Annotated in this window: 21 protein-coding genes, 28 tRNA genes, 1 rRNA gene and 1 pseudogene; 46 read left to right on the top strand and 5 right to left on the bottom strand. The window is 32.4% G+C overall.

Going from position 1 to position 25,061, the window contains the following annotated elements; genetic code table 11:
- Positions 1-68: 68 nt before the first annotated feature.
- The 38 genes and pseudogenes from rrf to fumC all read left to right on the top strand — a co-directional run bounded on the left by rrf (position 69) and on the right by fumC (position 11,381).
- Positions 69-183 (top strand): 5S ribosomal RNA (gene rrf / locus SBL16_RS02990).
- Between the two features lie 10 nt (positions 184-193).
- A tRNA-Val gene (locus tag SBL16_RS02995) sits at positions 194-269 on the top strand.
- A 20-nt stretch (positions 270-289) separates the two neighbouring features.
- Positions 290-365, top strand: a tRNA-Thr gene (locus SBL16_RS03000).
- 8 nt (positions 366-373) lie between these two features.
- Positions 374-446, top strand: a tRNA-Lys gene (locus tag SBL16_RS03005).
- A 9-nt stretch (positions 447-455) separates the two neighbouring features.
- Positions 456-537 (top strand) — tRNA-Leu (locus SBL16_RS03010).
- Between the two features lie 3 nt (positions 538-540).
- Positions 541-615, top strand: a tRNA-Gly gene (locus SBL16_RS03015).
- A gap of 16 nt (positions 616-631) precedes the next feature.
- A tRNA-Leu gene (locus tag SBL16_RS03020) sits at positions 632-720 on the top strand.
- An 11-nt stretch (positions 721-731) separates the two neighbouring features.
- Positions 732-805, top strand: a tRNA-Arg gene (locus tag SBL16_RS03025).
- 8 nt (positions 806-813) lie between these two features.
- A tRNA-Pro gene (locus SBL16_RS03030) sits at positions 814-887 on the top strand.
- Between the two features lie 27 nt (positions 888-914).
- Positions 915-990: transfer RNA gene (locus SBL16_RS03035), tRNA-Ala, on the top strand.
- A 24-nt stretch (positions 991-1,014) separates the two neighbouring features.
- Positions 1,015-1,088, top strand: a tRNA-Met gene (locus tag SBL16_RS03040).
- Between the two features lie 28 nt (positions 1,089-1,116).
- Positions 1,117-1,190 (top strand) — tRNA-Ile (locus tag SBL16_RS03045).
- Between the two features lie 9 nt (positions 1,191-1,199).
- Positions 1,200-1,289, top strand: a tRNA-Ser gene (locus SBL16_RS03050).
- A 9-nt stretch (positions 1,290-1,298) separates the two neighbouring features.
- Positions 1,299-1,374 (top strand) — tRNA-Asp (locus SBL16_RS03055).
- Positions 1,375-1,409: 35 nt separating this feature from the next.
- A tRNA-Ser gene (locus SBL16_RS03060) sits at positions 1,410-1,502 on the top strand.
- 11 nt (positions 1,503-1,513) lie between these two features.
- Positions 1,514-1,587: transfer RNA gene (locus SBL16_RS03065), tRNA-Met, on the top strand.
- Positions 1,588-1,598: 11 nt separating this feature from the next.
- Positions 1,599-1,674 (top strand) — tRNA-Asp (locus SBL16_RS03070).
- 11 nt (positions 1,675-1,685) lie between these two features.
- Positions 1,686-1,758, top strand: a tRNA-Phe gene (locus SBL16_RS03075).
- A 9-nt stretch (positions 1,759-1,767) separates the two neighbouring features.
- A tRNA-Thr gene (locus tag SBL16_RS03080) sits at positions 1,768-1,843 on the top strand.
- 6 nt (positions 1,844-1,849) lie between these two features.
- Positions 1,850-1,933, top strand: a tRNA-Tyr gene (locus SBL16_RS03085).
- Positions 1,934-1,942: 9 nt separating this feature from the next.
- Positions 1,943-2,016: transfer RNA gene (locus SBL16_RS03090), tRNA-Trp, on the top strand.
- A gap of 2 nt (positions 2,017-2,018) precedes the next feature.
- Positions 2,019-2,091: transfer RNA gene (locus SBL16_RS03095), tRNA-His, on the top strand.
- A 14-nt stretch (positions 2,092-2,105) separates the two neighbouring features.
- A tRNA-Gln gene (locus tag SBL16_RS03100) sits at positions 2,106-2,177 on the top strand.
- Positions 2,178-2,182: 5 nt separating this feature from the next.
- Positions 2,183-2,256: transfer RNA gene (locus SBL16_RS03105), tRNA-Cys, on the top strand.
- Between the two features lie 8 nt (positions 2,257-2,264).
- Positions 2,265-2,338 (top strand) — tRNA-Gly (locus tag SBL16_RS03110).
- 14 nt (positions 2,339-2,352) lie between these two features.
- Positions 2,353-2,427 (top strand) — tRNA-Gly (locus SBL16_RS03115).
- Positions 2,428-2,442: 15 nt separating this feature from the next.
- Positions 2,443-2,517: transfer RNA gene (locus tag SBL16_RS03120), tRNA-Gly, on the top strand.
- A 15-nt stretch (positions 2,518-2,532) separates the two neighbouring features.
- Positions 2,533-2,607: transfer RNA gene (locus tag SBL16_RS03125), tRNA-Gly, on the top strand.
- A gap of 44 nt (positions 2,608-2,651) precedes the next feature.
- A tRNA-Leu gene (locus SBL16_RS03130) sits at positions 2,652-2,735 on the top strand.
- A 268-nt stretch (positions 2,736-3,003) separates the two neighbouring features.
- Entirely contained in the window at positions 3,004-4,062 is a 1,059-nt protein-coding gene (locus SBL16_RS03135; RefSeq protein ID WP_053016830.1) for a PTS transporter subunit IIC, read from the top strand.
- A 233-nt stretch (positions 4,063-4,295) separates the two neighbouring features.
- Positions 4,296-5,751, top strand: a pseudogene (locus tag SBL16_RS03140) (ABC transporter substrate-binding protein/permease).
- Complete coding sequence (locus SBL16_RS03145; protein ID WP_107612293.1) at positions 5,744-6,466, top strand: amino acid ABC transporter ATP-binding protein; 723 nt, start codon at positions 5,744-5,746, stop codon at positions 6,464-6,466. The pseudogene SBL16_RS03140 and the gene SBL16_RS03145 overlap by 8 nt, the downstream one beginning before the upstream one ends.
- 177 nt (positions 6,467-6,643) lie before the next feature.
- Positions 6,644-7,771 carry a tRNA epoxyqueuosine(34) reductase QueG gene (gene queG / locus SBL16_RS03150; RefSeq protein ID WP_107612294.1) on the top strand — a complete coding sequence of 376 codons (1,128 nt, stop codon included), beginning with the start codon at positions 6,644-6,646 and terminating at the stop codon, positions 7,769-7,771.
- Positions 7,772-8,242: a tRNA (uridine(34)/cytosine(34)/5-carboxymethylaminomethyluridine(34)-2'-O)-methyltransferase TrmL gene (gene trmL, locus SBL16_RS03155; RefSeq protein WP_037538647.1), complete on the top strand. Its 471-nt coding sequence runs from the start codon at positions 7,772-7,774 to the stop codon at positions 8,240-8,242.
- Positions 8,243-8,413: 171 nt separating this feature from the next.
- Positions 8,414-9,013, top strand: a complete 600-nt coding sequence (locus SBL16_RS03160; protein ID WP_107612295.1) for a 6-phosphogluconolactonase — start codon at positions 8,414-8,416, stop codon at positions 9,011-9,013.
- Positions 9,014-9,035: 22 nt separating this feature from the next.
- The gene (locus SBL16_RS03165; RefSeq protein WP_180542852.1) at positions 9,036-9,185 is read left to right on the top strand and encodes an SAS053 family DNA gyrase inhibitor; all 150 of its coding nucleotides are present in this window, start codon (positions 9,036-9,038) and stop codon (positions 9,183-9,185) included.
- 209 nt (positions 9,186-9,394) lie between these two features.
- Positions 9,395-9,790: a hypothetical protein gene (locus SBL16_RS03170; RefSeq protein WP_037538644.1), complete on the top strand. Its 396-nt coding sequence runs from the start codon at positions 9,395-9,397 to the stop codon at positions 9,788-9,790.
- Between the two features lie 205 nt (positions 9,791-9,995).
- The gene (fumC, locus tag SBL16_RS03175) at positions 9,996-11,381 is read left to right on the top strand and encodes a class II fumarate hydratase (RefSeq protein ID WP_011275412.1); all 1,386 of its coding nucleotides are present in this window, start codon (positions 9,996-9,998) and stop codon (positions 11,379-11,381) included.
- Between the two features lie 65 nt (positions 11,382-11,446).
- Here the strand turns inward: fumC and SBL16_RS03180 are convergent, their stop codons facing one another.
- Positions 11,447-12,271 (bottom strand): RluA family pseudouridine synthase, encoded by an 825-nt coding sequence (locus tag SBL16_RS03180; protein ID WP_107612296.1) that lies wholly within the window; start codon positions 12,269-12,271, stop codon positions 11,447-11,449.
- Between the two features lie 187 nt (positions 12,272-12,458).
- Here SBL16_RS03180 and SBL16_RS03185 point away from each other — a divergent pair, with 187 nt between their 5' ends.
- The 8 genes from SBL16_RS03185 (at position 12,459) to yhaM (ending at position 22,062) form a co-directional block, all read left to right on the top strand.
- Positions 12,459-13,568 carry a GAF domain-containing sensor histidine kinase gene (locus SBL16_RS03185; protein ID WP_037538639.1) on the top strand — a complete coding sequence of 370 codons (1,110 nt, stop codon included), beginning with the start codon at positions 12,459-12,461 and terminating at the stop codon, positions 13,566-13,568.
- A gap of 21 nt (positions 13,569-13,589) precedes the next feature.
- Entirely contained in the window at positions 13,590-14,213 is a 624-nt protein-coding gene (locus SBL16_RS03190; RefSeq protein WP_037538638.1) for a response regulator, read from the top strand.
- Positions 14,214-14,476: 263 nt separating this feature from the next.
- Positions 14,477-14,941 carry a helix-turn-helix transcriptional regulator gene (locus SBL16_RS03195; RefSeq protein ID WP_011275416.1) on the top strand — a complete coding sequence of 155 codons (465 nt, stop codon included), beginning with the start codon at positions 14,477-14,479 and terminating at the stop codon, positions 14,939-14,941.
- Positions 14,942-15,311: 370 nt separating this feature from the next.
- Positions 15,312-16,442 (top strand): DUF445 domain-containing protein, encoded by a 1,131-nt coding sequence (locus tag SBL16_RS03200; protein WP_107612297.1) that lies wholly within the window; start codon positions 15,312-15,314, stop codon positions 16,440-16,442.
- A gap of 68 nt (positions 16,443-16,510) precedes the next feature.
- Positions 16,511-16,855 (top strand): YlbF/YmcA family competence regulator, encoded by a 345-nt coding sequence (locus SBL16_RS03205; protein WP_011275418.1) that lies wholly within the window; start codon positions 16,511-16,513, stop codon positions 16,853-16,855.
- A 146-nt stretch (positions 16,856-17,001) separates the two neighbouring features.
- The gene (locus SBL16_RS03210; RefSeq protein ID WP_107612298.1) at positions 17,002-18,198 is read left to right on the top strand and encodes an exonuclease SbcCD subunit D; all 1,197 of its coding nucleotides are present in this window, start codon (positions 17,002-17,004) and stop codon (positions 18,196-18,198) included.
- Entirely contained in the window at positions 18,188-21,124 is a 2,937-nt protein-coding gene (locus tag SBL16_RS03215) for an ATP-binding protein (RefSeq protein WP_317952687.1), read from the top strand. The genes SBL16_RS03210 and SBL16_RS03215 overlap by 11 nt, the downstream gene beginning before the upstream one ends.
- Entirely contained in the window at positions 21,121-22,062 is a 942-nt protein-coding gene (gene yhaM, locus SBL16_RS03220) for a 3'-5' exoribonuclease YhaM (RefSeq protein WP_037538631.1), read from the top strand. The genes SBL16_RS03215 and yhaM overlap by 4 nt, the downstream gene beginning before the upstream one ends.
- A gap of 162 nt (positions 22,063-22,224) precedes the next feature.
- On the opposite strand, the gene SBL16_RS03225 is transcribed toward yhaM, so the two are convergent.
- The 4 genes from SBL16_RS03225 to SBL16_RS03240 form a co-directional block, all read right to left on the bottom strand.
- On the bottom strand, positions 22,225-23,199 hold the full coding sequence (locus tag SBL16_RS03225) for a peptidylprolyl isomerase (RefSeq protein ID WP_107613592.1): 975 nt from the start codon (positions 23,197-23,199) through the stop codon (positions 22,225-22,227).
- 172 nt (positions 23,200-23,371) lie between these two features.
- Entirely contained in the window at positions 23,372-23,929 is a 558-nt protein-coding gene (locus SBL16_RS03230) for a DUF3267 domain-containing protein (RefSeq protein ID WP_107612301.1), read from the bottom strand.
- Between the two features lie 160 nt (positions 23,930-24,089).
- Entirely contained in the window at positions 24,090-24,464 is a 375-nt protein-coding gene (locus tag SBL16_RS03235; RefSeq protein WP_037538626.1) for a YtxH domain-containing protein, read from the bottom strand.
- Positions 24,465-24,606: 142 nt separating this feature from the next.
- Positions 24,607-25,032 carry an HIT family protein gene (locus SBL16_RS03240; RefSeq protein WP_107612302.1) on the bottom strand — a complete coding sequence of 142 codons (426 nt, stop codon included), beginning with the start codon at positions 25,030-25,032 and terminating at the stop codon, positions 24,607-24,609.
- Between the last annotated feature and the right edge of the window lie 29 nt (positions 25,033-25,061).

Below are 25,061 nucleotides of genomic sequence, written 5' to 3' on the forward strand. Positions count from 1 at the left end.
ATTTCAACGTTTTGCGAAGCAAAATCATTTACTTACTATCTAGTTTTGAATGTATAATCATTCTCTTGTCTGGTGACTATGGCAAGGAGGTCACACCTGTTCCCATGCCGAACACAGAAGTTAAGCTCCTTAGCGCCGATGGTAGTTGGATTTACGTTCCGCTAGAGTAGGACGTTGCCAGGCATAATATAATGGAGAATTAGCTCAGCTGGGAGAGCATCTGCCTTACAAGCAGAGGGTCGGCGGTTCGAACCCGTCATTCTCCACCATTTTATCAAAATAATATATTGCCGGCCTAGCTCAATTGGTAGAGCAACTGACTTGTAATCAGTAGGTTGGGGGTTCAAGTCCTCTGGCCGGCACCATCTATTTTGAGCCATTAGCTCAGTTGGTAGAGCATCTGACTTTTAATCAGAGGGTCAGAGGTTCGAATCCTCTATGGCTCACATGTATACGCGGGTGTGGCGGAATTGGCAGACGCACTAGACTTAGGATCTAGCGCCTTACGGCGTGGGGGTTCGACTCCCTTCACCCGCATACGCGGAAGTAGTTCAGTGGTAGAACACCACCTTGCCAAGGTGGGGGTCGCGGGTTCGAATCCCGTCTTCCGCTCCATTATTTCTAATATAGTGCCGGGGTGGCGGAACTGGCAGACGCACAGGACTTAAAATCCTGCGGTGAGAGATCACCGTACCGGTTCGATTCCGGTCCTCGGCACCATATATAATTTTGCGCCCGTAGCTCAATTGGATAGAGCGTTTGACTACGGATCAAGAGGTTATGGGTTCGACTCCTATCGGGCGCGTTCTCTTACGGGAAGTAGCTCAGCTTGGTAGAGCACTTGGTTTGGGACCAAGGGGTCGCAGGTTCGAATCCTGTCTTCCCGATAGGAACTTTAATTATATAAATAATATGGGGGCTTAGCTCAGCTGGGAGAGCGCCTGCTTTGCACGCAGGAGGTCAGCGGTTCGATCCCGCTAGTCTCCACCATATTAAATTTACAAACTAGATAACGGCGGTGTAGCTCAGCTGGCTAGAGCGTACGGTTCATACCCGTGAGGTCGGGGGTTCGATCCCCTCCACCGCCACTACTTATTAGTTGTAGAATTATAATTTGGACCTTTAGCTCAGTTGGTTAGAGCTAACGGCTCATAACCGTTCGGTCGCAGGTTCGAGTCCTGCAAGGTCCATATAATTTTGGAGGAATACCCAAGTCCGGCTGAAGGGATCGGTCTTGAAAACCGACAGGGGCTTAACGGCTCGCGGGGGTTCGAATCCCTCTTCCTCCGTATTTTATTGGTCTCGTAGTGTAGCGGTTAACACGCCTGCCTGTCACGCAGGAGATCGCGGGTTCGATTCCCGTCGAGACCGCCATTTAATAATTTTATAGTAATTTACATTTAATTAGTGGAGGAATACCCAAGTCCGGCTGAAGGGATCGGTCTTGAAAACCGACAGGGCCTTAACGGGCCGCGGGGGTTCGAATCCCTCTTCCTCCGCCATTAATTATTATCGCGGGATGGAGCAGTTCGGTAGCTCGTCGGGCTCATAACCCGAAGGTCGGTGGTTCAAATCCGCCTCCCGCAATTTATCTTTTAGGTCTCGTAGTGTAGCGGTTAACACGCCTGCCTGTCACGCAGGAGATCGCGGGTTCGATTCCCGTCGAGACCGCCATTACAAATTATGGTTCAGTAGCTCAGTTGGTAGAGCAATGGATTGAAGCTCCATGTGTCGGCAGTTCGACTCTGTCCTGAACCATTTTGTTATGCCGGCCTAGCTCAATTGGTAGAGCAACTGACTTGTAATCAGTAGGTTGGGGGTTCAAGTCCTCTGGCCGGCACCATCTCATGGAGGGGTAGCGAAGTGGCTAAACGCGGCGGACTGTAAATCCGCTCCTTCGGGTTCGGCAGTTCGAATCTGCCCCCCTCCACCATCTTAAATTAGGGACATAGTTCAACGGTAGAATAGAGGTCTCCAAAACCTTTGATGTGGGTTCGATTCCTACTGTCCCTGCCATGGCGGTTGTGGCGAAGTGGTTAACGCATCGGATTGTGGTTCCGACACTCGAGGGTTCGATTCCCTTCAACCGCCCTTAATTTTATTAATGGGCTATAGCCAAGCGGTAAGGCAACGGACTTTGACTCCGTCACGCGCTGGTTCGAATCCAGCTAGCCCAGTTATTGGCGGCATAGCCAAGTGGTAAGGCAGAGGTCTGCAAAACCTTTATCACCGGTTCAAATCCGGTTGCCGCCTCCATGCACGATGCGGGAGTAGTTCAATTTTAGAACACATTCCTTCCCGGAATGAGGTATAGGTGCAAGTCCTATCTTCCGCTCCATAATTTTTAATAATGCGGGAGTATTTCAACTCTTAGAATATGTTCCTTCCCGGAACAAGGTATAGGTGCAAATCCTATCTTCCGCTCCAATAATTTTTAATAATGCGGGAGTATTTCAACTTTTAGAATACGTTCCTTCCCGGAACGAGATATAGGTGCAAATCCTATCTTCCGCTCCAATAATTTTTAATAATGCGGGAGTATTTCAACTTTTAGAATACGTTCCTTCCCGGAACGAGATATAGGTGCAAATCCTATCTTCCGCTCCATGTTTTTGCTTCCAAATGGAAGTTTTTTATTTATCAAAAATTGAGCCGGCGTGGCGGAATTGGCAGACGCGCGGGACTCAAAATCCCGTTCCTGTATTGGAGTGTCGGTTCGACCCCGACCGCCGGTATAATTCTCAATGTGGAAATGTTGTTTTAACAACGTTTCCACTTTTTTTGTTTTGTAATTGATTTGAATTTTTCAATTTTCTAGTCAGTGATTAAGTATCAGTTATTAAACTATTATATTTATAATTTTTTTTAACTTCTTATGTTAAGTTTTATCAATGGCATTTTTTTAAATATTAGCATTAATTTTTGATTAAAAAGAAATGTTCATATTGTTAAACACATTAGTTTGTACTAAGATAAAGCTAATGTTTAAAAACGGAGGCTACTATGAGTAAACAACGTGTAAGTTTAAAGTATTTTTTTAGTAATATTCTAAATGCGGTAGGTGCTGGAGTAGTATTAGCTTTATTGCCAAATGCGTTATTAGGAGAATTTTTGAAGTTATTTATGGATGCACATCCAATGCTCGAAACTGTGTTTCAATTAGTAATGATAATTCAATCATTCATGGCATTTATTATCGGTGTTTTAGCTGCACATCAATTTAAGTTTAATGGGGCAGGTTCTTGCATGGTAGGCGTAGCCGCTATGCTTGGATCTGGAGCGGTTCAATTTACAGCTAAGGGCATTGTTTTAAAAGGTATTGGAGATATAATCAATATCATATTAGTTGTAATTATAGCTTGTGCAATGTATATGTTTTTACAAGGGAAATTAGGCTCACTTGAAATGATTATATTACCAGTTTTAATACCTGTATTAAGTGGATTAATTGGTTTATTAACTTTACCTTATGTACAAACAATTACTAAAGGACTTGGCCATATGGTGAATTCATTCACTGATCTTAATCCTTTAATTATGTCTATACTAATTAGTGTGACTTTCTCATTGTTAATGGTTACACCTATTTCATTAGTCGCCATAGCAACAGCTATAAGTTTAACTGGTTTGGGAAGTGGTGCTGCTAACATGGGCATTGTCGCAGCTTGTGTGACTTTTATATTCGGTTCAATAAGAGTTAACTCTATGGGGGTTAATATTGTTTTACTTATAGGTGCAGCGAAGATGATGATTCCAGTCTATTTAAAACATTTAATTATTGCAGTTCCTTTAACTTTAAATGGTATCGTTTCTGGTGTATTGGCATATGCTATAGGTATTAAAGGTACACCTTTATCTGCCGGATTTGGTTATACAGGCTTGGTAGGACCGATTAATGCATTTAATAGAATGTCTGGAGACGCTACTATAAATATTATTTTGCTCGTTTTCGGCTATTTTGTTATTCCATTTGTGAGTGCATTCATTATACATGAAATATGCAAAAAATTAATACCAAGCTATCATGATGGTATATACAAATTCGAAATTCCTAAACAATAATAGCAATTAAGATGTATGTACAAAAGTTTAATTTATATAATGAAATAAATTTAATTCAAACCTTTTAACTGAATTGAGAAAGTGTTTATATTGACCTTTTCTCAACTCTAGTTAACCTGTCGGGGTGAGACAAAGATTCAAATCGAATTTTGTTTCACTCTTTTTTTAAAAATTTATATTGTATATTAATGCGTTTATATGTATAATAATGAATTAATTAAAGGAGGTTGCTTATGAAAAAATTAACAAAAGTACTTGCGATAGCAATCTTAATTAGTTTGACATTGATATACATACAACCAATGGCATTAGCTGATGAAGATGCAACTTGGAATAAAATTAAAGATAGGGGTGAATTAAGAGTAGGATTATCAGCTGATTACGCACCATTAGAATTTGAAAAAACTAAAAATGGTAAAACAGAGTATGCTGGTGTAGATATTGAATTAGCAAAAAAAAATTGCCAAAGATAATCATTTAAAGTTAAAAATAGTGAATATGCAATTTGATAGCCTACTAGGAGCTTTGAAAACTGGAAAAATTGACATAATTATATCAGGAATGACAACAACACCTGAAAGAAAAAAAGAAGTTGATTTTTCCGATCCATATATGGAAACAGGAAATGTTATGTTAATTAGAAAAAACAATAATGATACCTTCCATAAGTTGAGTGATTTTAATAATAAAAAAATAGGAGCTCAAAAGGGCAGTGAACAAGAAAAAATTGCACAGCAAGAAATAGAAAATGCACAAATAAGTTCATTAAATCGTTTACCAGATGCAATTTTGGCACTTAAAAGTAAAAAAATTGATGGCTTAGTAATCGAAAAACCAGTAGCAGATGCTTATGCTAAGCAAAATAAGGATTTAAATATTGCCCATGTTTCTTTCAATGAAGAAAAGAAACCCACAGTTATAGCACTACCGAAAGACTCACCAATTTTACTAGAACACTTAAATCAGTCTATTAAAGATGTTAAAGATAAACATTTAATTAATAAATATATGGATATTGCTTCAGAACAAATGGTTGATGATGGAAGCTTTATTCAAAAGTATGGAACTTTTTTCTTAAAAGGATTACAAAACACTATAATAATCTCTTTAATTGGTGTTGTATGTGGAGCAATAATCGGGTCATTTATTGCACTTGCAAAATTAAGTAAGTTTAAAATTATTTCTTTACCCGCAACAATATATATAGAATTTTTAAGAGGAACACCGATGTTAGTGCAAGTGTTTATCGTATTTTTTGGCACTACCGCGCTTTTAGGATTAGACATTTCAGCTTTAATTTGTGGGACGATTGCCTTAGTTATTAATTCTTCAGCCTATATTGCTGAGATAATTAGAGCTGGAATTAATGCAGTTGATAAAGGTCAAACTGAAGCTGCACAATGCTTGGGGTTAAACTACTCAAAAACAATGATTCATATCATATTGCCTCAAGCTTTTAAAAATATATTGCCAGCGCTAGGAAACGAATTTGTAACTTTAATAAAAGAATCATCAATCATATCTACAATTGGGGTTGGTGAAATTATGTTTAATGCACAGGTTGTTCAAGGTATTTCATTTGATCCATTTACGCCATTAATCATAGCAGCATGTATGTACTTTGTATTAACTTTTTCATTATCAAGATTAATGAGTTTAATCGAAGGGAGACTGAAAGCAAGTGATTAAAATTGAAAATTTAAATAAAAAATTTGGAAAAAATGAAGTGCTTAAGGATATTAATTTAGAGATTAAAAAAGGTGAAGTATTAGCGATTATAGGACCATCAGGAAGTGGAAAAAGCACTTTATTAAAATGTATGAATTTGTTAGAAACACCGACAAATGGAAGGGTTATATTCGAAGGTAATGAACTCTCCAATCACAAAAATAACTTAAATAAATTACGTCAAAAAATGGGCATGGTCTTTCAAAATTTTAATCTATTTCCACATAAGACTGTATTAAATAACATCATATTGGCACCTAAGTTATTAAATAAAAACGATTTAAATCAATTGAAACAAGAGGCATTAACTTTATTAGAAAAAGTTGGACTTGAAGATAAGGCAAATGTATATCCTTCTCAATTATCTGGAGGACAAAAACAAAGAGTTGCGATTGCAAGGGCACTGGCTATGCATCCAGATATTATATTGTTTGATGAACCTACGTCTGCATTGGATCCAGAGGTAGTGTATGATGTGCTAAAGGTAATGAAAGATTTAGCTAAAGAAGGAATGACAATGGTTGTTGTTACACACGAAATGGGATTTGCAAAAGATGTGAGTGATAAAGTTATATTTATGGCAGATGGGTATGTTATTGAAGAAGGTTCACCTCAGCAAATATTTCAATCACCAACACATCAAAGAACGCAAAACTTTTTATCAAGAGTTTTATAATAAGTAAACAAATAACAGCGAGTCTGAGACATTATTTCATGTTTCAAACTCGATATTTTTAAATTGAACTGGAATATTTACTAGGAAAGTGTTCAATTATTATATAAATAAATAACGATTTCATAATGTGGATTATGTTAAAATGTCATATGTATCATTTTTAAGGAGGCAAATGAATTGGATTATAATTGGCTTAAACAAGAAATCATCGATTATGCATATTCAATAGGTATTGATAGTATAGGTTTTACTACTGCCGATCCATTTGATGAACTTAAAAAGAAATTAGAAGATTATCATGCAAATGGCTATGCTTCGGGTTTTGAAGAGTCAGATATTTCATTAAGAACTGAGCCAAAATTAAATTTGCCTACCGCACGCTCAATTATAGCAATTGCTGTTGGATATCCGAATAAGCTTAAAGGTGCGCCTAAAAGTGTCAGAGGTGATCGCCGAGGTATGTTTGCTCGTGCCTCTTGGGGGCAAGACTATCACTCTATTATGCGTAAACGTTTAGATAAACTTGCTGATTTTATTCAATCTAAAGTTCCTGATGTAGAATTAAAAAGTATGGTTGATACTGGTGTATTATCAGATAGGGCCGTTGCTGAACGAGCAGGTTTAGGATTTGCTGGACGTAATGGTTTTATTATTAATCCACATTTAGGAACATGGAGTTATTTAGGTGAATTGTTAGTGAGTATCCCATTTGAACCTGATGATCCATTACTTGATAGCTGTGGAGATTGTACAATTTGTGTAGATAGATGTCCTACAGGGGCGCTTGTTGGAAATGGTCAATTGAATTCTCAAAAATGTATTAGTTTTTTAACTCAAACTAAAGGATATTTGCAAGATGAATATAGATATAAGATAGGCAATCGCTTATATGGATGTGACACGTGCCAACAAGTTTGTCCTAGAAATAGGGGAATCAATACAACACATGATGACATTATACTAGAACCTGAGATTCTAAAACCAAGATTGGTACCGTTATTACAAATGAGCAATAAAGAATTCAAACAAACATATGGGCATTTAGCTGGTGCTTGGCGAGGTAAAAAACCAATTCAACGTAATGCAATCATAGCTTTAGCACATTTTAATGAAGAGACAGCAATACCAGAACTTAAGGAAGTTGCATTAAATGATCCAAGACCTATGATAAGAGGGACGGCATACTGGGCGATTGGCCAAATTCAAGGTGAAGATGCACGTGAATTTATAGTTGCAAACTATGAAAATGAAATTGAAGAAGTTCAAAATGAAATGATAAAAGGACTAGAAATGAGGAAAATTTAAATGACAAACCATATTGTTTTATTTCAACCAGAAATTCCTGCAAATACTGGTAATATTGCACGTACCTGTGCAGGAACGAACACACATTTACATTTAATTAAGCCTTTGGGCTTCAGTACTGATGATAAAATGTTAAAACGTGCTGGCCTTGATTATTGGGAGCATGTAAATATTACTTATCATGAAAGTATTGAAGACTTTTTCGATGCTACTCAAGGTGAGTACTACTTACTAACTAAATTTGGAAAACAAACGTATAGTGATTTTGATTTTTCTAAAGAAGATACAGATTATTATTTTATATTTGGAAGAGAAACGACTGGATTACCGGATTGGGTAAAAGAGAAATACGCTGACACGGCATTAAGAATTCCTATGAGTGAAAATATCAGATCGTTAAATTTATCTAACACAGCCGCTTTATTAATTTATGAAGCATTGCGACAACAAAATTTCCCAGGCTTATCCTAATAAGTAGTTTGTTAGTTAAAATTCAATGCATCTATTTATTAAAAAATGTTATATTTAATAGTGATTTATAATAACATTTTTAAAATAGTTTGATTTAGTGTCTAATAGGGTAATTTAACGAATAATACGTTATTTATATGACATTGATGAACTAAGAGGAGTGTAATGACAATGGCAATGAACTTTAAAGTATTTAATGATGTAGAACATGTAGCTGAGTACACAGCAGATATCATTAGAAAGCAATTTAATAATAATCCTACAACTATTGCGGGAATTCATTTAACAAAGGATGCTGCACCTGTTTTAGATGAGTTAAAGAAAGATGTAGATCATAATGCGGTTGATTTTAGTCAAGTAAATATCTTAGATTATGACGATAATCGCTCTTACTATGAAGCATTAGGTGTACCTGCTAGTCAAATTTATCCAATTAATTTTGACGATGATGCAGAATCTTTAATTGATGATAAAATTAAAACTAAAGAAAATAAAGGTAAATTAATTTTACAAGTTACTTCTATTGATGAATCAGGTAGTTTAAATGTAAATGTAAGACAAGGATTATTAAAAGCGCGTGAAGTAGTATTAGTTGTGACTGGTGCTAATAAACGTGAAGTTGTTAAAAAACTTTATGAAGAAAATGGTAAATCTAGCTTTGAACCATCTGATTTAAAAGCTCATAGAATGGTAACAGTTGTTTTAGATAGAGCAGCTGCAGAAGGTTTACCTGAGGATGTTAAAGAATATTTCACTGCTAGATTTGCTTAAATTTAAAAGTGAGGTCTGAGTTATGACTAAAAATAAAGATTCAGAATTGAATTATCATGAGGAAGAAAATGCGATGGTTCAAGATTTAAATGACTTGAAAACATTGGGCAAAGAAATGGAACAAATTTCTGAAGAAAATGACGAGGACAAGTTGAATCAATCGCATGAGTAAATTAAAACTTGATGATAATTAACAAAAAAATATTAGTTATGAACTAAGTAACCTAAGATGTTAAAGATGTCTTAGGTTATTTTTTTAATGAAGCAATATACATTGTCAATTGAGTGCGTAATTTCATCAATCAATCATTTAATTCAATTTAATGCTATAAAAATTATGGTAAAATAAAATTCAATGAAAATGTATAAGGAGAGCTTAAAATGTTACATAGATATTGGCTTCCACTTACGATTGCCACAATTATTATTAGTTTACTTTCTATAAAAGGATTTCCAATAGCATTCGGTGCACTTTACTTACCTATTTTATTTAAAATCATAAAATTACAATTAAATTTATCTAAAGGCTTAATTGATAATATTAGTGCTCAGCCTTTTATTAAGAGTAATCAAACAGGTGTGTTCATAAGTGTGTTGTGTTGTATTTTAATAACTGGTATTTTAATTTATTCTTTAAATGATATTTATGCGCAATTCACTGGTTTTATAGGATTTCTAGTTCAAATTAGTCCTATTACAATAACTTTAAGTATAATATTTTATATTTTGAGTGCTTTAGCTGTTATTAAAGCAGTAAAAGTTAAATATCAAGTCTAACTTAAGCAAGTAACGGTCAATTACAATAAGACAAAATTTTTCAAAAATAATAGCGATTGGGACATTAAATCATTGTTTCAATCGTTATTTTTTTATATTTATGAAATGAATTTGTATTATTGAAACCGCTTTAGTAATGCATTGCCCCTTTAATTTAAATAATGCTATACTATGAATAAATAATTGTATAAGGGGAGATTATCGCATGTCAGTAAGAATTGAACACGATACATTCGGAGAGATTGAAGTACCTGGTGATAAATATTGGGGTGCACAAACGGAGAGAAGTAAACGAAACTTTCCTGTAGGTAAAGAACGTATGCCAATTGAAGTAGTATATGGATTTGCTCAATTAAAACGAGGTGCAGCATTAGCAAATCATGAACTAGGAAAACTAAGTGATGCTAAAAAAGATGCAATCGTTTACGCTTGTGATTTAATTTTAAAAGGGGAACTAGATGAACATTTCCCATTAGTTGTTTGGCAAACAGGAAGCGGTACGCAAAGTAACATGAACGTTAACGAAGTAGTCAGCTTTGTAGCAAATAAATATTTAAAAGAACAAGGTATCGATGAATCGATTCATCCTAATGATGATGTGAATAAATCTCAAAGTTCAAATGATACATTTCCAACAGCAATGCATGTTGCATTATATCATGAAGTTGAAACGAAACTTGAACCTGCTTTAAAACATTTACGTGATACTTTTAAAGAAAAAGAAGATAAATACCAATCAATTATTAAAATTGGACGTACTCACTTACAAGATGCGACACCCATTAAATTAGGTCAAGAAATTAGTGGCTGGCGTTATATGTTAGATAAATGTGAAGAATTATTAGCTGAATCAAAAAAACATATCTTAAGTTTGGCTATCGGTGGAACTGCCGTAGGTACAGGTATTAATGCGCATCCAGAATTTGGTAATAAAGTTGCTAAATTTATCTCAGAGAATACTGGATATAATTTTGTATCATCTGAAAATAAATTCCATGCGTTGACTTCACATGATGAAGTCGTGCAATTACATGGTACGTTAAAAGCATTAGCAGCAGATTTAATGAAAATCGCTAATGATATTAGATGGTTAGCTTCTGGTCCTAGAGCAGGACTTGCAGAGATTTCAATTCCTGAAAATGAACCAGGATCATCAATCATGCCTGGTAAAGTAAATCCAACACAATGTGAAATGTTAACTATGGTTGCAGTACAAGTTATGGGTAATGACACTACAGTTGGAATTGCAAGTTCTCAAGGTAATTTTGAATTAAATGTATTTAAACCAGTAATTCTTCATAATACATTACAATCAATTTACTTACTTGCAGATGGTATGCAAACGTTTAATGATAATTGTGCAGTCGGCATTGAACCAATTGAAGAAAACATTAATAATTATTTAAATCAATCATTAATGTTAGTTACTGCGCTAAATCCACACATTGGTTATGAAAAAGCTGCTCAAATTGCTAAGAAAGCACATAAAGAAGGGTTAACATTAAAAGAATCTGCTATTCAATCTGGTCATGTTACAGAAGAGCAATTTGAAGAATGGATTAAGCCTGAGGATATGGTGGACCCCCACTAAAAAACAACCACATAAAACTAATAAAGGGAGTAACTGTCTATGAATCGATAGTTACTCCTTATTATTTATTCATCATCCAAACTAACTGATATTAATTCTTGAGTGAGTGGATGTTTAAATTCAATTTTATGACTATTAAGTTCTAGTTGGCGTAATGTAGAATCACCATACAAAGGATCGCCTATAACAGGATGACCAATTTCAGCTAAATGAACTCTAATTTGATGGGTACGACCCGTATCTAATTTAATATCCAATTGGCATACGCCTTCTTTAATCATTTTAGAGGAAAGAATATGCGTAATCGCTCGTTGACCTGTATTAGAAATTCGTCGTTTATTAGGATGGAATTTATCCTTACCTATAGGACTATCAATAGTTTGAGGTTTAATTGGTAATAATGACTTAACGTTAGCCTTATATATTCTAGTAATTTCATTTTCTTCCAACATACGATCTAGAATTTTTTTCATTAGAGGATTTTTAGCTACAATGAGTAAACCAACTGTTTCTTGGTCTAAGCGGTGAATAGGTTCGACATAATCACTATCTAACGTATAAATAACATGATTCATTAGAGTGTTACTCTCTTTTAAATCATTTGGATGAGTCTTAACGCCTTTAGGTTTCATAACTATAGCTAAATCATCATCTTCATAACTAATTTGTGCGTAACGATAACTAGGTAAGTAATTACTTTTTTCTACTGGTGTTGGAATGTAAATATCATCCCCGATAACCACTTTATCTGTTAATTTCGCAGGGTGATTGTTTATAGTTATATCTTTTGACATATTTAACTGATGTAAGTCTTTCTTAGGCAATTTCAATGATTGAAAAATTTCTCTCAAAGTTTTTTGATTATAATTCTTATGTATTTTAAACTTCATAATTTCCTCCTAATAGCATTCGCATTAATCATACCATATCTTAGATTGCTAATAACGTATATTAATCACAATCTTACGAATTTCATAATAAATAATAGTATATAACTTATACATTTTTACATTTTTAAAAATGTAAATCTCACTGTATAATAAGACTAATGCAAATATGAGTAACTGAGGCGATTTCATGGAAAAACCAACACGCTTAGCATTATTAAAAGAAATAGCAGAATATCTCAATGAGGAAACAGAATTATATAACATGATGCACGGTGCTTTGAATTATTTAATAAATGGTAGTAACTTTACAACTGGTTGGATCTTCTTTATAGATAATAACGGCCATCATGAGATGGTAGCTGATGTTGATCTCCCAGGTGCTTTAAAGAAGGATAATTGTTGTTATATGAAAGAGGGATCTTGTTGGTGTGTCACTGCGTATCATAATGAGCGTTTAACGAAGGCTTCTAACATAATCAATTGTTCTAGAATAAATTTAGCAAATCAAGCATATAAAGCAGAAACAGAAGGTGTAACACACCATGCTACAGTGCCACTACGCTCTGGCACAGAACAATATGGTTTACTCAATGTTGCATCACCGTATACTACGCGTTATAGCGAACAGGATTTAGCCCTATTAGAATCTGTCGCTTTACAGATTGGCTCTGCAATTAAACGCATTTATTTAACTGATCAAGAAAAAGAGGCAGCTAGATTAAATGAACGTAATCGGTTAGCAAGAGACTTACATGATTCAGTAAACCAATTATTATTTTCATTAAAATTGACCGCTCATGCAGCACATGACATAACGACAGATGAAATTGCGAAAAAAGCTTTTAAGACTATTGAAGAAACAAGTCAAAATGCGGTTAATGAAATGCGTACATTAATTTGGCAACTTAAACCAGTAGGTCTTGAGCATGGTTTGGTGCAGGCATTAAATCAATATGCGCAAATTCTAAATATAAAACTAACAATAAATGTTGATGGAATTATTAGTTTATCGAATATCGTAGAAGAGAACGTTTATAGGATATTACAGGAATGTATGAATAATACTAAAAAACATGCTCAAACTGATTCAGTACATATTATTCTAAAACAAGATAAAGAAAAGTTGATCATTATTGCAAAAGATGAAGGAATTGGTTTCGATATGAACAAAGAAACTAATACTTCATCACAAGGGTTAAAAAACATAAGTCAACGAATTTATGCATTAAATGGACAAGTTAAAATAGATACAATGCCTAACAAAGGAACAACGCTATCTTTAAAGATTCCTTTGTAAATTGGTGAAAGGAGAAAAATTGTGGCTAAAGTCATATTGATTGATGACCATCATATTGTAAGACAAGGATTGGAATTCCTTTTATCGACGGTGGCTGATTTGGAAGTTTTGGCAAGCTTATCGGATGGTCAATCTTTAATTAATTATTTAAATGAACATGCTATACCAGATATCATCCTTCTTGATTTGGTAATGCCTGAAATGAATGGTATTGAAGTGACAGAATACGTGAAACGTCATTTCCCTGATATTAAAGTATTGGTATTAACAAGTTATGTAGATGATGAACACGTTATTTCAGCTATTAATAAAGGGGCAGATGGATATGAAATGAAGGATGTTGAGCCTCAAAAATTAATTCAAACGATACATGACGTTTTAAATAATAAACGGATTATTCATCCAGAGGCACAAAGTGTAATAGACACCGTGTCTTCAAAACCACATAATACTAATAAGCTATCTAAACGAGAAATAGAAGTATTAGCTGAAATGGTAAAAGGTAAAACGAACAAAGAAATTGCAAATACGTTATTTGTTTCTGAAAAAACAATAAAAACACATGTTAGTCATATATTTAATAAGTTAAGTGTAACAGACCGTACACAAGCAGCAATTTATGCTATTGAAAATAAACTTGTATAGAGTGTAATATAATAAATCGTTAAAGAGATAGGAATGAAAATACAATTAAAATGTCAAGGATTATTAGAAGTGAGTTAGCAAATAAATTAATTTAATTATTTTGATAATTTCGCCATTAATAAAATTGTATATAAAACAAAAATTCCTCTTTTCATTTTATTGAAAATATATTAAGATGTAATTTGTGTTTCAAGAAATGTGTATTATTGCAATTTCTTGTATCCGGATAAATTAACCCCTATTAGAAAGGTAGAGAATAAAATATGGATAGACAGAGTTTCACAGATTTAATTCAAACAAAATTTAAAATGGTAAGAATTGAAGCGGGCTATACGCAAGATACTATGGCTCAAACAATTGGCCTTTCAAAAAAAACATTAGTTCAAATTGAGAAAGAACGTGTGTTACCAAACTGGACAACATGTGTTTCAATTTGTGCATTATTCAGAGATTCAGATGTTTTAAATAATACGTTCGGTTGCGATCCTTTAGAAATTGTTCAAACTATTTCACGTAATCATTGTGCATATCCAAATCATTCAACAACTAGTGATATTTATTGGAATACTATCGAAACACGTAATGGTTTTATGTTACAAAGTAATAAAGTAAGCAACATATATAGAGTTTTAAATTCTGAAAAGCAACCTATCTTTGGCACTTCAAAATTAAGAGAAGCTGAAACATACTTTAACAGAAATGCTAAAGAAGAATTAATGCACGTTTAATAGTAGCTAAAATATTATGATTTAATATGAAAGTGATAGAAGAATCACACCAGATTTAATCACTTTTAATTTATATACATTCAAGGTGTGTGGTTATTACTTGTGGCGAACATATTGTTTTGAGACTACATAGCTTAATTGTAAAACTGACTGTACTGAGATTATTCTTATATCAAGAAATTCTCAGCTTAAGTTTAACTTGATATTAATTAAAAGACGAGCCTAAGATATTTGATATCGCGGCTCGATTTTTTTATTTTCAAAACAATTCAGCATTTTCAATTTTAATGCAAAGTAAAATTAAGGAACCATATATTCCAAAGTGATATAATCATCATATTGTGAAAATAATTTTTAAGGAGAAATCGAGATGCAAGCTTTTTTAGTTATCTTATTTATGGTAGTAGTAGGGGCTGTAATTGGAGGCGTAACAAATGTAATTGCAATAAGAATGTTATTCCATCCATTTAAACCATATTATATATTCAAGATGCGTATACCATTTACACCTGGTCTAATTCCTAAAAGAAGGGAAGAAATTGCTACAAAGATAGGTCAAGTGATTGAAGAACATTTGATAACAGAGTCAGTTATACATCAAAAGTTAAATGAACCAAATACGCGTGAAGCAATCAATGATTTAGTAATAAAGCAATTGTCTAAATTAAAAAGTGACGATGCTACAATACGAAAGTTTGCAAATCAATTTGATTTTGATCTTGATGACCTCATTAACAATAAGCTAGATAAAACCATAATAAATAAATTGAATAATTATTACTATGATAAACAGGCAAAATCAATTAATGAAATTCTTCCTGCAGAAGTAGTTACAATGGTCGATGAAAAATTAGACCAAGCAGGTGATTTAATTCGAGAACGTGCACGTAATTATCTTTCTTCAGATAAAGGTGCTAGAGATATTTACGATATGCTAGATACATTTTTTGCTGAAAAAGGTAAAATCGTTGGATTATTACAAATGTTTATGACTAAAGAAAGTATTGCTGAACGTGTTCAACATGAATTAATACGTTTAACAAGACATCCTAAAGCAAAAGTTATTATTGACAAAGTGATTCGAGATGAATATGAAACTTTAAAATCTCAACCTTTAAGTCACGTTGTAAAAGAAGAACAATTTACAAATATAAGTGAATCCCTGGTGCATTTGATCATGACAAATTTACAATTAAATGAAAAAATGGATACTCCAATCAGTAAGTTAACACCAAAATTAGTTGATCAAATTCAAGTAGGAGTTGCTAATACAATTACTGATTTAATAATTAAACAAGCATCTAATCATTTATCAACGATAATGACAAAAATAAATTTACGTCAGATGGTAGAAAATCAAATTAATACCTTTGACTTAGATTATATTGAAAGATTAATTATTGAAATCGCTAATAAAGAGTTAAAACTTATCATGTCATTAGGTTTCATTTTGGGTGGTATTATAGGATTCTTCCAAGGTATAGTCGCAATCTTTGTCTAACTATAAATAATATGTTATGGTAATAAAGAGTTGTCAAAATTACTTTTCACTAAGGAGTGCAAACAAACATGGCAGTAAATTTATATGATTATGCAAATCAACTAGAACAAGCATTAAGAGATAGTGATGAATATAAAGCTATTAAAGATGCTTTTTCTAAAGTTAAAGATAATGAAGAATCAAAAAAATTATTCGATGAGTTCCGTGAAACTCAATTAAGTTTCCAACAAAAACAAATGCAAGGTGAAGAAATTCCTGAAGAAGATTTAGCAAAAGCTCAAGAACAAGCTCAAGCAATTGAAAAAGATGAAAATATTTCTGAATTAATGCAAGCTGAGCAAAAAATGAGCCAAGTATTCCAAGAAATTAATCAAATCATTGTTAAACCATTAGATGAAATTTACGCTGACTAATTGTTAACACAATAAGCTACAAAGCTTTCAATTGAAAGCTTTGTAGTTTTTTTATTATATAAGTTCATCGACCCCAATAAATAAGTTATGGTAAAATAAAGGAATACATAAAGATAAACGAAGATGCAATTAAGGAGCTAATTTCAATGATAAAATTTATTCACTGTGCAGATTTACATCTCGACAGCCCCTTTAAATCTAAGAGTCATTTGGCGCCATCAATTTTTGAAGATGTTCAAAACAGTGCTTATGAAAGCTTTAAGAAGATTGTCGATACAGCATTAAAAGAAGAAGTTGATTTTGTTCTCATCGTTGGAGATTTATTTGATAGTGAGAATCGTACGTTGCGTGCTGAAGTATTCTTGAAAGAACAATTTAAGCGATTAGAAAAAGAACAAATTTTCGTATACATAAGTCATGGTAATGATGATCCACTTACTGAAAAAATTACTAATGATTGGCCAGATAATGTTTCAGTCTTCTCAAATAGAGTAGAAACATATCAAGCTATCACAAAAGATGGAGAGACAATTTTTGTTCATGGTTTTAGTTATCAACATGATACAAGTTATGAAAATAAAATTGATGAGTATCCATCTAGCCAAGGTAAAAAAGGTATTCATATTGGAATGTTACACGGTACTTATAGTAAATCTTCAACTAAAAATCGCTATACTGAATTTATTTTAGAAGATTTGAATCAAAAACTATATCATTATTGGGCACTTGGCCATATTCATGAAAGACAGGAATTAAGTGATATGCCTCCAATTCACTATCCTGGAAACATTCAAGGACGTCACTTTGGTGAGCAAGGACCTAAGGGATGTTTATTGGTAGAAGGTGACCATTTACGATTAAACGCTACTTTTATTCCAACGCAACAAATTAGATTTGAAGAAGCTACTATCAATACTGATAAACTTACTAAACAAGGTATCTATGAAGCAATTCAATCCTTCAAAGAAAGCGTACGTTCTAATGGAAAGGCTTTTTATAGATTAACTGTAAATGTTGACAGTGATAGACCCATATCTTCACAAGACATTAGTCAAATCAAAGAAATGATTGATGACTACGAAGAAAATGAACATCATTTCGTAATCATAGAAACGCTCACATTTAATTATATGCAAATGGATGAAGTACCTCTTGTAAGAGAATTTTCAGCTGATTTAATCAAAGATAATAAAGTGTTTGAAGAGGCGATGACTGAATTATATTTAAACCCTAGAGCATCCAAATATTTAGAAGATTATACTGAGTTTGATACTGTTGAACTTGTTAATCGCGCTGAGAACATTTTAAAGGCAGACATGAGAGGTGAAAGTGATGATCATTAAATCTTTAGAGATCTATGGCTATGGTCAATTTGTGCATCGCAAAATAGAGTTCAACCGTGAATTTACTGAAATTTTTGGTGAGAATGAAGCTGGTAAATCAACGATTCAAGCTTTCATACATTCTATACTTTTTGGCTTTCCAACGAAAAAAGAAAAAGAACCTCGACTTGAACCACGTATGGGTAATCAGTATGGGGGAAAACTTACGCTTATACTAGATGACCAATCAGAGATCGTAGTAGAGAGAGTTAAAGGTAGCATTTCAGGTGATGTAAAAGTTTACCTAGAAAATGGTTTGATTCGAGACGAAGCTTGGCTCAAGAAAAAATTAAATTACATTTCTAAGAAAACTTATCAAGGTATATTCTCGTTTAATGTGCTTGGATTACAAGATATTCACCGTAACTTAGATGAGGACCAATTACAAAGTTATTTACTTGAAGCAGGTGCATTAGGTTCTTCTGAGTTCACAATGATGAATAAAATGGTCAGTCAAAAGAAATCCACGCTTTATAAAAAGGCTGGAAAAAACCCAATACTCAATCAACAGCTTGATGAATTGAAAAGCCTTGAAGCCCAAATAAGAGAAGGAGAGGCTAAGTTAGATGAATATCATCGTTTAGTTGATGATAGAGATAAATCACAACGTCATTTAGAACATTTAAAAGCCAATCTAAACCAATTATCAAAAATGCATGAAAGTAAACAAAAGCAACTTGCTATTCATGAACAAGCTCAAGAATGGAAAGATTTAGAGCAAAAACTTAATATTGAGCCATTAAGTTTTCCGGAAAAAGGGATCGAGCGTTATGAAACAGCTTCAAATTACAAACAATCTCTAGCTAGAGATATAAGTTTGCGTGAAGAGAAATTAAAACAATTAGAGAATGAATATAATGCAATTCCTGCTTTGAATGAAGATACAGCTAATCATATTTATCATTTAACTCGTGATGAAAATGAAATTCAACAAGCTGAAATGAAATCTTCTTCACTTAAGCAAGAAATTGATGATTACGAGCGTCAAGAAGCTGATTTGAAAACAAGTATTGGTTGGCAAGAAGTTTATCACAATACAGATACCTCTGAATCTATGAAGAATTATGTTAGTGAAACTATCAAGACGCGAAATGAGCAAAAAGTGTTAAAACAACAAATTGAAAGAGCTATTGATGAAAATCAAATTGAACAAAATACGTTATCTCAGGAAATAGAAAACTTGGAAAAAGATTTAGTTTCTGAAGATTCACTGGATAAAAAGAAACAATATAATCAACAAAAGTTAGAACTACATGAGAAAGAGAATCTGTATAACAAACTTAAAGATACTTTTAATTCTGATAAAGAAAGAAAGCAAAAGCGAAATTGGTGGCTTAGATTAAGTTTTATAGTGTTATCTATAGTTGGTCTGGGTTTAACATTATTCTCATTTGTGACACAAAATTTAATTTTCGGAGTTATATTTGCAATCTTAACTGTCATATTTATCGTTGGTACTTTCTTGGTTAAGACAAAAGAAATTGATTACAGTGAATCAATTAGTGAAGAAATTAATGATTTAGAACAACAAATTAATGATTTGGAATCTAATTACGATTTAAACTTCGACTTAGATCAACAATTTCAACTACGTGAACGTTGGAGTAATGCAAGTAACAATAAAAGTGTATTAGCTAATAAATTAAATCATCAAGAGAATTTACTGCAAAAAACAGAACAACAAATCAATGACTTAACTCAAAAATTAAATGCAGTTAAAGAAAATGTGAAAGTACCTAATGAAATGACAGATGATTTATTACTAGATAGCTTTAAAACTATGAATCAACTTAAATCAAATGACAGTTACCGCAGTAAATTATTAGATCAACATCAACAAGTAAATCAGAAATTGACACATTTTTATGATAAAGCGCTTAAAAATACTGAAAATGAAATCACACCATTTAATAAAGCTTCACTATTTAATGATATGAAGAGCTGGATTTCTAAATACGAGAGTAATAAAGAGAAGAAAGAACAACTTAAAAGTCAAATCGAGTTATTAAGTAATGAATTGAAACAATTAAAAGAACAATTAGAAGAAAATGAAAAAACTATAAATACATTATTTACTTATATCAATGTTTCAAGTGAAGAAGCGTATTATCAATCTTACGAGCAATATCAATTTTATCACCAACAACTTGCAAGATTTAATGATTTAACTGCATATCTCGAAAATCAAAATTTCTCTTATGAAGATAGTTCGAATTTGAGCGAAAAAACAACTGCTCAATTGGAAGAAGAAGATGCGCTTCTTGCTAAACAAGTTGATGCATATAACGATCAGTATTTAGATAAACAAACTGAAGTTAGTGACTTAACCGCTCAAATTAATTACATGGAGACAGATAAAACATTATCTAAGTTAAGACATGAGTATTATAACTTGAAGAATACAATGAATGATTTAGCTAAAGATTGGGCTAGTTTAAGTTACTTAGAAGCATTAATAAATGAACATATTAAGCAAATTAAAGATAAACGATTACCTCAAGTAATAAATGAAGCTGTAAATATATTTACGGCTCTGACACAAGGGAATTATAATATGATAACTTATGAAAATGATACAATAATGGTTAAACATAATAATGGCCAAATGTATCATCCACTTGAACTAAGTCAATCAACGAAAGAATTATTATATATTGCACTTAGAATTAGTTTGATTAAGATTTTAAGACCTTATTATCCTTTCCCAATAATTATTGATGATGCTTTTGTTCATTTTGATAAACAAAGAAAATCAATGATGTTAAACTATTTAAGAGAATTAGCGAAAGATTATCAAGTGTTATACTTCACTTGCATGAAAGATGCTGCAATTCCTTCTAAAGAGATGCTAATATTAAATAAACTAGAGGAAGGCGGAAAACGATGAGAAATGTAGAAAAGCTAAATCCAGGAGATTCGGTTGAAAATTTCTTCTTAATTCATAGAGCTACACAAGGTGTTACTGCTCAAGGAAAAGACTATATGACTTTATTCTTACAAGACAAAAGTGGTGATATTGAAGCCAAACTATGGACTGTTAGTAAAGAAGATATGCAGATTCTTAAACCTGAGACAATTGTTTGGGTTAAAGGCGACGTGATTAATTATCGAGGTCGTAAACAGATGAAAGTCAATCAGTTTAGATTAGCTAATCCAGAAGACGGATTTAAGACTCAAGATTTCGTTGATGGTGCACCTTTATCTCCGGATGAAATCCAAGAAAACATTTCACACTATATTTTAGATATTGAAAATGCTAATTTACAACGTATAACACGTCATCTATTGAAAAAATATCAAGATAAATTCTTTACGTATCCTGCAGCAAGTTCACACCATCATAATTTTGCAAGTGGACTAAGTTATCACGTACTTACAATGCTAGAAATAGCTAAGTCATTATGCAACATTTATCCATTGTTAAACCGTAGTTTGTTGTATAGTTCAATTATTTTGCATGATTTAGGTAAAGTAAGGGAATTAAGTGGTCCAGTAGCTACAACATATACAGTTGAAGGTAATTTGCTAGGACATATATCAATTGCAAGTGATGAAGTTGCCGAAGCGGCGAAAGAATTAGGAATTGATGGTGAAGAAGTGATGTTACTTCGTCATATGATTTTAGCACATCACGGCAAAATGGAATTTGGATCACCTAAGTTACCACATTTAAAAGAAGCAGAAATATTATTCTTTATTGACAATATCGATGCGAAAATGAATATGTTTGAAAAAGCATTTAAGAAAACTGATAAAGGTCAATTTACTGAACGAATTTTTGGTATGGAAAATAGACAGTTTTACAATCCAGAAAAATTAGACTAATTAAAAAGCGTTTTTACCTTACAATGTCAATTAATGAATAGACATTGTAGTGGGTAAAAACGCTTGTTTTATATAATTTTGAACACGTGAAAGGGAGCAAGCCTAATTCTTAACGAATTGATTGACTTGCTCCCTTACTATTTAATGTTAATACTATGAAAATTATGAAGATAAATCTGATGCAGCTGAAGAACTATCTGAAGATGACTGTTGTTGTTTAAGTTTCTCAGGATTTAAAATAGTGTTTTCTACAGCTTTCTTGATATCACTGTCTTTATAATCTACATCATATTCTTTCAATAAATCTTTATACGCATTTGTTAAAATCTTAGGATCTTTTTGTACTTTTTGTTCGATTAGTTTGGCTTTAAGTTTAGATTTTTGTTTATCAAAATCATTCTCTTTATCGGCTTTAATGACATGGTAACCATAGTCTGTTTTAACCACATCTGAAACTTGACCTTCTTTTAGTTTAAATAGTGCTTTTTCAAATTTACTTACCATTTGTCCTTTAACTACATAACCTAGAGAACCATCTTTTTTGGCACTTGAAGAATCCATAGATTCTTTCTTAGCAATTTCTCCAAATTTATCTGGGTTCTTTTCAACTTCTTTTTGAATTTTTTCAGCTTTCTCTTTAGCTTTTTTGTCTGATAAACCTTCTTTATCGCTACTGCTTGATTTAACTTTTATTAAAATATGAGAAGCTTTTTTAGTGTTTTCTTTAAGTTCTTTGTCTGACACTTTAACTTTATCAGCTAATAATTGTTTTTGATATGCGGCAAGTTTTTTTTGTTCTTTATAATCATCTAAAGACATACCTTGTTGTTTAAGCATACTTTCAAATTGATCTTTGCCACCATATTGTTTTTGTTCTTTTTTAATTTCATCATCGATATCTTTTGTATCGACTTTATCTTTATATTTATCAGCTAGAATTTTATTCAACGCAATGCTAAATGACGTACTAGCAATTTGTTCGTCACCAATTTTATTCATTACATCTTTTACTTTTACATCTCCAGCTTTAGAAGAGATTAATGTATTACTTTCTGAATCTGTTGCATTTGAACCGCATGCACCTAAAAGTAAAGCACTCGCAGTTACTGGAACAATTAATTTATTCATAATTTTCATAGTTGATAGCTCCTTTTACATTAATAACAACGTTACTATAACATATTATGAAAACATCACCAATTAGAAACAGGCTAGATACTGCCAAAGTATGAGATTAAATAGGGCTTAAGTATTAAAAAAGTATCAAACTTGAGGCATAATATATGTTTCAAGCTCGATACTATGATACTTAATGAAAAGATTGATATGGCACTCTGTTTAATATATTTATACCTGTTTGATGCTCCTCGATAAAATGACCTTCATTTGAAAAAATAATAATCTTAAGATATAAAAAATCCATTACAGATATGCCAAAATTTAACGCAAGTAAAAACATAAAATAGTGTCCGTATTGCGGAAAATGCATCGTTAGAAAAATCAAAAATATAGTTATTAAAATAAAAGGTAAAATTAAATTAATACAAAAGTATATCTTATGTACAGGCGTACTTACATACGTATTAAAATAGGGTAACCAACGCTTTTTGTTTAATTTATGAATTCTAAATGAATTAACATATGGTAAGAAAAAGAGAAGGTGTAATGCTTTATGGATAGGGTACATAAGTGCAACAAACATTAATAGGATAATAAAATGTCGATCTGATAAAGGCGTATCTACAAAATAGTACATTATTTCATAACTAATTAAAAATGCGATGACTGTAATAGTAAAACTTAAAAATGCAATTCTTGGTACACCAAATCGTGCATGAATATCAATTTGACGTTTACATAGAAACATACTGACACCTCTTAATAGGTCTTATTTATATATGCTACGTATTATCTAACTATCAGTAACAACAGTCAAGTCAATTTTGGCATTAAAAAAGAGAGTAGCGAAATATTCATAATGATTTCAACGCCACTCCCATATCACAGTTTAATCTAATGATTAAACTTTATTTATTATCTTTTGAAAAAGTATTACTTATTTCTTCGCCACGATTTTGGAGATTTTCAATGTGTGATTGTAATTTTTCGATATTAGGATTAATATCCGATTTAAAATCACCAATTAGTGTTTTAAATTCATCACCAATTTCGCTACCATATGAGACACCATCATTTTTTACTTGCTTACCATAATCAATAATATTAAAGAAATTACGTTTAAGTGACTCAATTTCACGTTCTAATTCAGAGCGAGACCCAGTAGGTTCTTTAGAATCAATCGTGTTATTCTTTACGCTTTGATCATCACGGTTTAACCAAGAAACAGCAATTCCAGATGCTACTCCCGCAGTAATACCAAATAATACGCGTGATATTTTCATGTTCTATTCTCCTCACTTATTATGTCGTTAACGGATAATAATAGAATAAGAAATGAAATAAATTTCAGATTCTACAACAATCATATTTCGACAAGTTAATTATAATTGTATATTACCCTAAAATGACATTCAATATGCAGAATTAATCAAATTGTGCTTTGATTTGATCAGCGATAGCTTGTTTTTGTTCATCTTTAATTTCGTTCTCATGTGTTTCCCAATGGTATCCGAAACCGTCGATATCATTTTCGTATCGTGGTAAGAAATGGAAATGAATATGGAATACTGATTGATCTGCGAACTCACCATTATTTTGTATGATATTTAGTCCATCAGGATTAAAAGCTTTCTTAATTGCATTAGCGACTTTAGGTAAAGCTGCACCAATATGAGCCATTGTCTCTTCATCAGTTTCAAAAATATTTGGTGACGCTTTTTTAGGGATTAATAACGTATGACCTTTAGTCACTTGTGAAATATCTAAAAATGCATAAACAAAGTCATCTTCATAAACTTTAAAGCTTGGAATCTCTCCAGATAAAATTTTACTAAATACAGTTTCAGCCATTTGAATGCACTCCTTTAACGTATTTATAG

It is taken from the genome of Staphylococcus sp. NWU MK-U1, assembly GCF_033283505.1.
In the GTDB taxonomy this organism is placed as follows: domain Bacteria; phylum Bacillota; class Bacilli; order Staphylococcales; family Staphylococcaceae; genus Staphylococcus; species Staphylococcus haemolyticus.

Excerpts from the sequence above, each read along its gene's own strand:
- SBL16_RS03135 (WP_053016830.1), top strand. The coding sequence starts at position 3,004 with ATGAGTAAACAACGTGTAAGTTTAAAGTATTTTTTTAGTAATATTCTA.
- trmL (WP_037538647.1), top strand. The coding sequence starts at position 7,772 with ATGACAAACCATATTGTTTTATTTCAACCAGAAATTCCTGCAAATACT.
- SBL16_RS03160 (WP_107612295.1), top strand. The coding sequence starts at position 8,414 with ATGGCAATGAACTTTAAAGTATTTAATGATGTAGAACATGTAGCTGAG.
- SBL16_RS03165 (WP_180542852.1), top strand. The coding sequence starts at position 9,036 with ATGACTAAAAATAAAGATTCAGAATTGAATTATCATGAGGAAGAAAAT.
- SBL16_RS03170 (WP_037538644.1), top strand. The coding sequence starts at position 9,395 with ATGTTACATAGATATTGGCTTCCACTTACGATTGCCACAATTATTATT.
- fumC (WP_011275412.1), top strand. The coding sequence starts at position 9,996 with ATGTCAGTAAGAATTGAACACGATACATTCGGAGAGATTGAAGTACCT.
- SBL16_RS03180 (WP_107612296.1), bottom strand. The coding sequence starts at position 12,271 with ATGAAGTTTAAAATACATAAGAATTATAATCAAAAAACTTTGAGAGAA.
- SBL16_RS03185 (WP_037538639.1), top strand. The coding sequence starts at position 12,459 with ATGGAAAAACCAACACGCTTAGCATTATTAAAAGAAATAGCAGAATAT.
- SBL16_RS03195 (WP_011275416.1), top strand. The coding sequence starts at position 14,477 with ATGGATAGACAGAGTTTCACAGATTTAATTCAAACAAAATTTAAAATG.
- SBL16_RS03200 (WP_107612297.1), top strand. The coding sequence starts at position 15,312 with ATGCAAGCTTTTTTAGTTATCTTATTTATGGTAGTAGTAGGGGCTGTA.
- SBL16_RS03205 (WP_011275418.1), top strand. The coding sequence starts at position 16,511 with ATGGCAGTAAATTTATATGATTATGCAAATCAACTAGAACAAGCATTA.
- SBL16_RS03210 (WP_107612298.1), top strand. The coding sequence starts at position 17,002 with ATGATAAAATTTATTCACTGTGCAGATTTACATCTCGACAGCCCCTTT.
- SBL16_RS03215 (WP_317952687.1), top strand. The coding sequence starts at position 18,188 with ATGATCATTAAATCTTTAGAGATCTATGGCTATGGTCAATTTGTGCAT.
- yhaM (WP_037538631.1), top strand. The coding sequence starts at position 21,121 with ATGAGAAATGTAGAAAAGCTAAATCCAGGAGATTCGGTTGAAAATTTC.
- SBL16_RS03225 (WP_107613592.1), bottom strand. The coding sequence starts at position 23,199 with ATGAAAATTATGAATAAATTAATTGTTCCAGTAACTGCGAGTGCTTTA.
- SBL16_RS03230 (WP_107612301.1), bottom strand. The coding sequence starts at position 23,929 with ATGTTTCTATGTAAACGTCAAATTGATATTCATGCACGATTTGGTGTA.
- SBL16_RS03235 (WP_037538626.1), bottom strand. The coding sequence starts at position 24,464 with ATGAAAATATCACGCGTATTATTTGGTATTACTGCGGGAGTAGCATCT.
- SBL16_RS03240 (WP_107612302.1), bottom strand. The coding sequence starts at position 25,032 with ATGGCTGAAACTGTATTTAGTAAAATTTTATCTGGAGAGATTCCAAGC.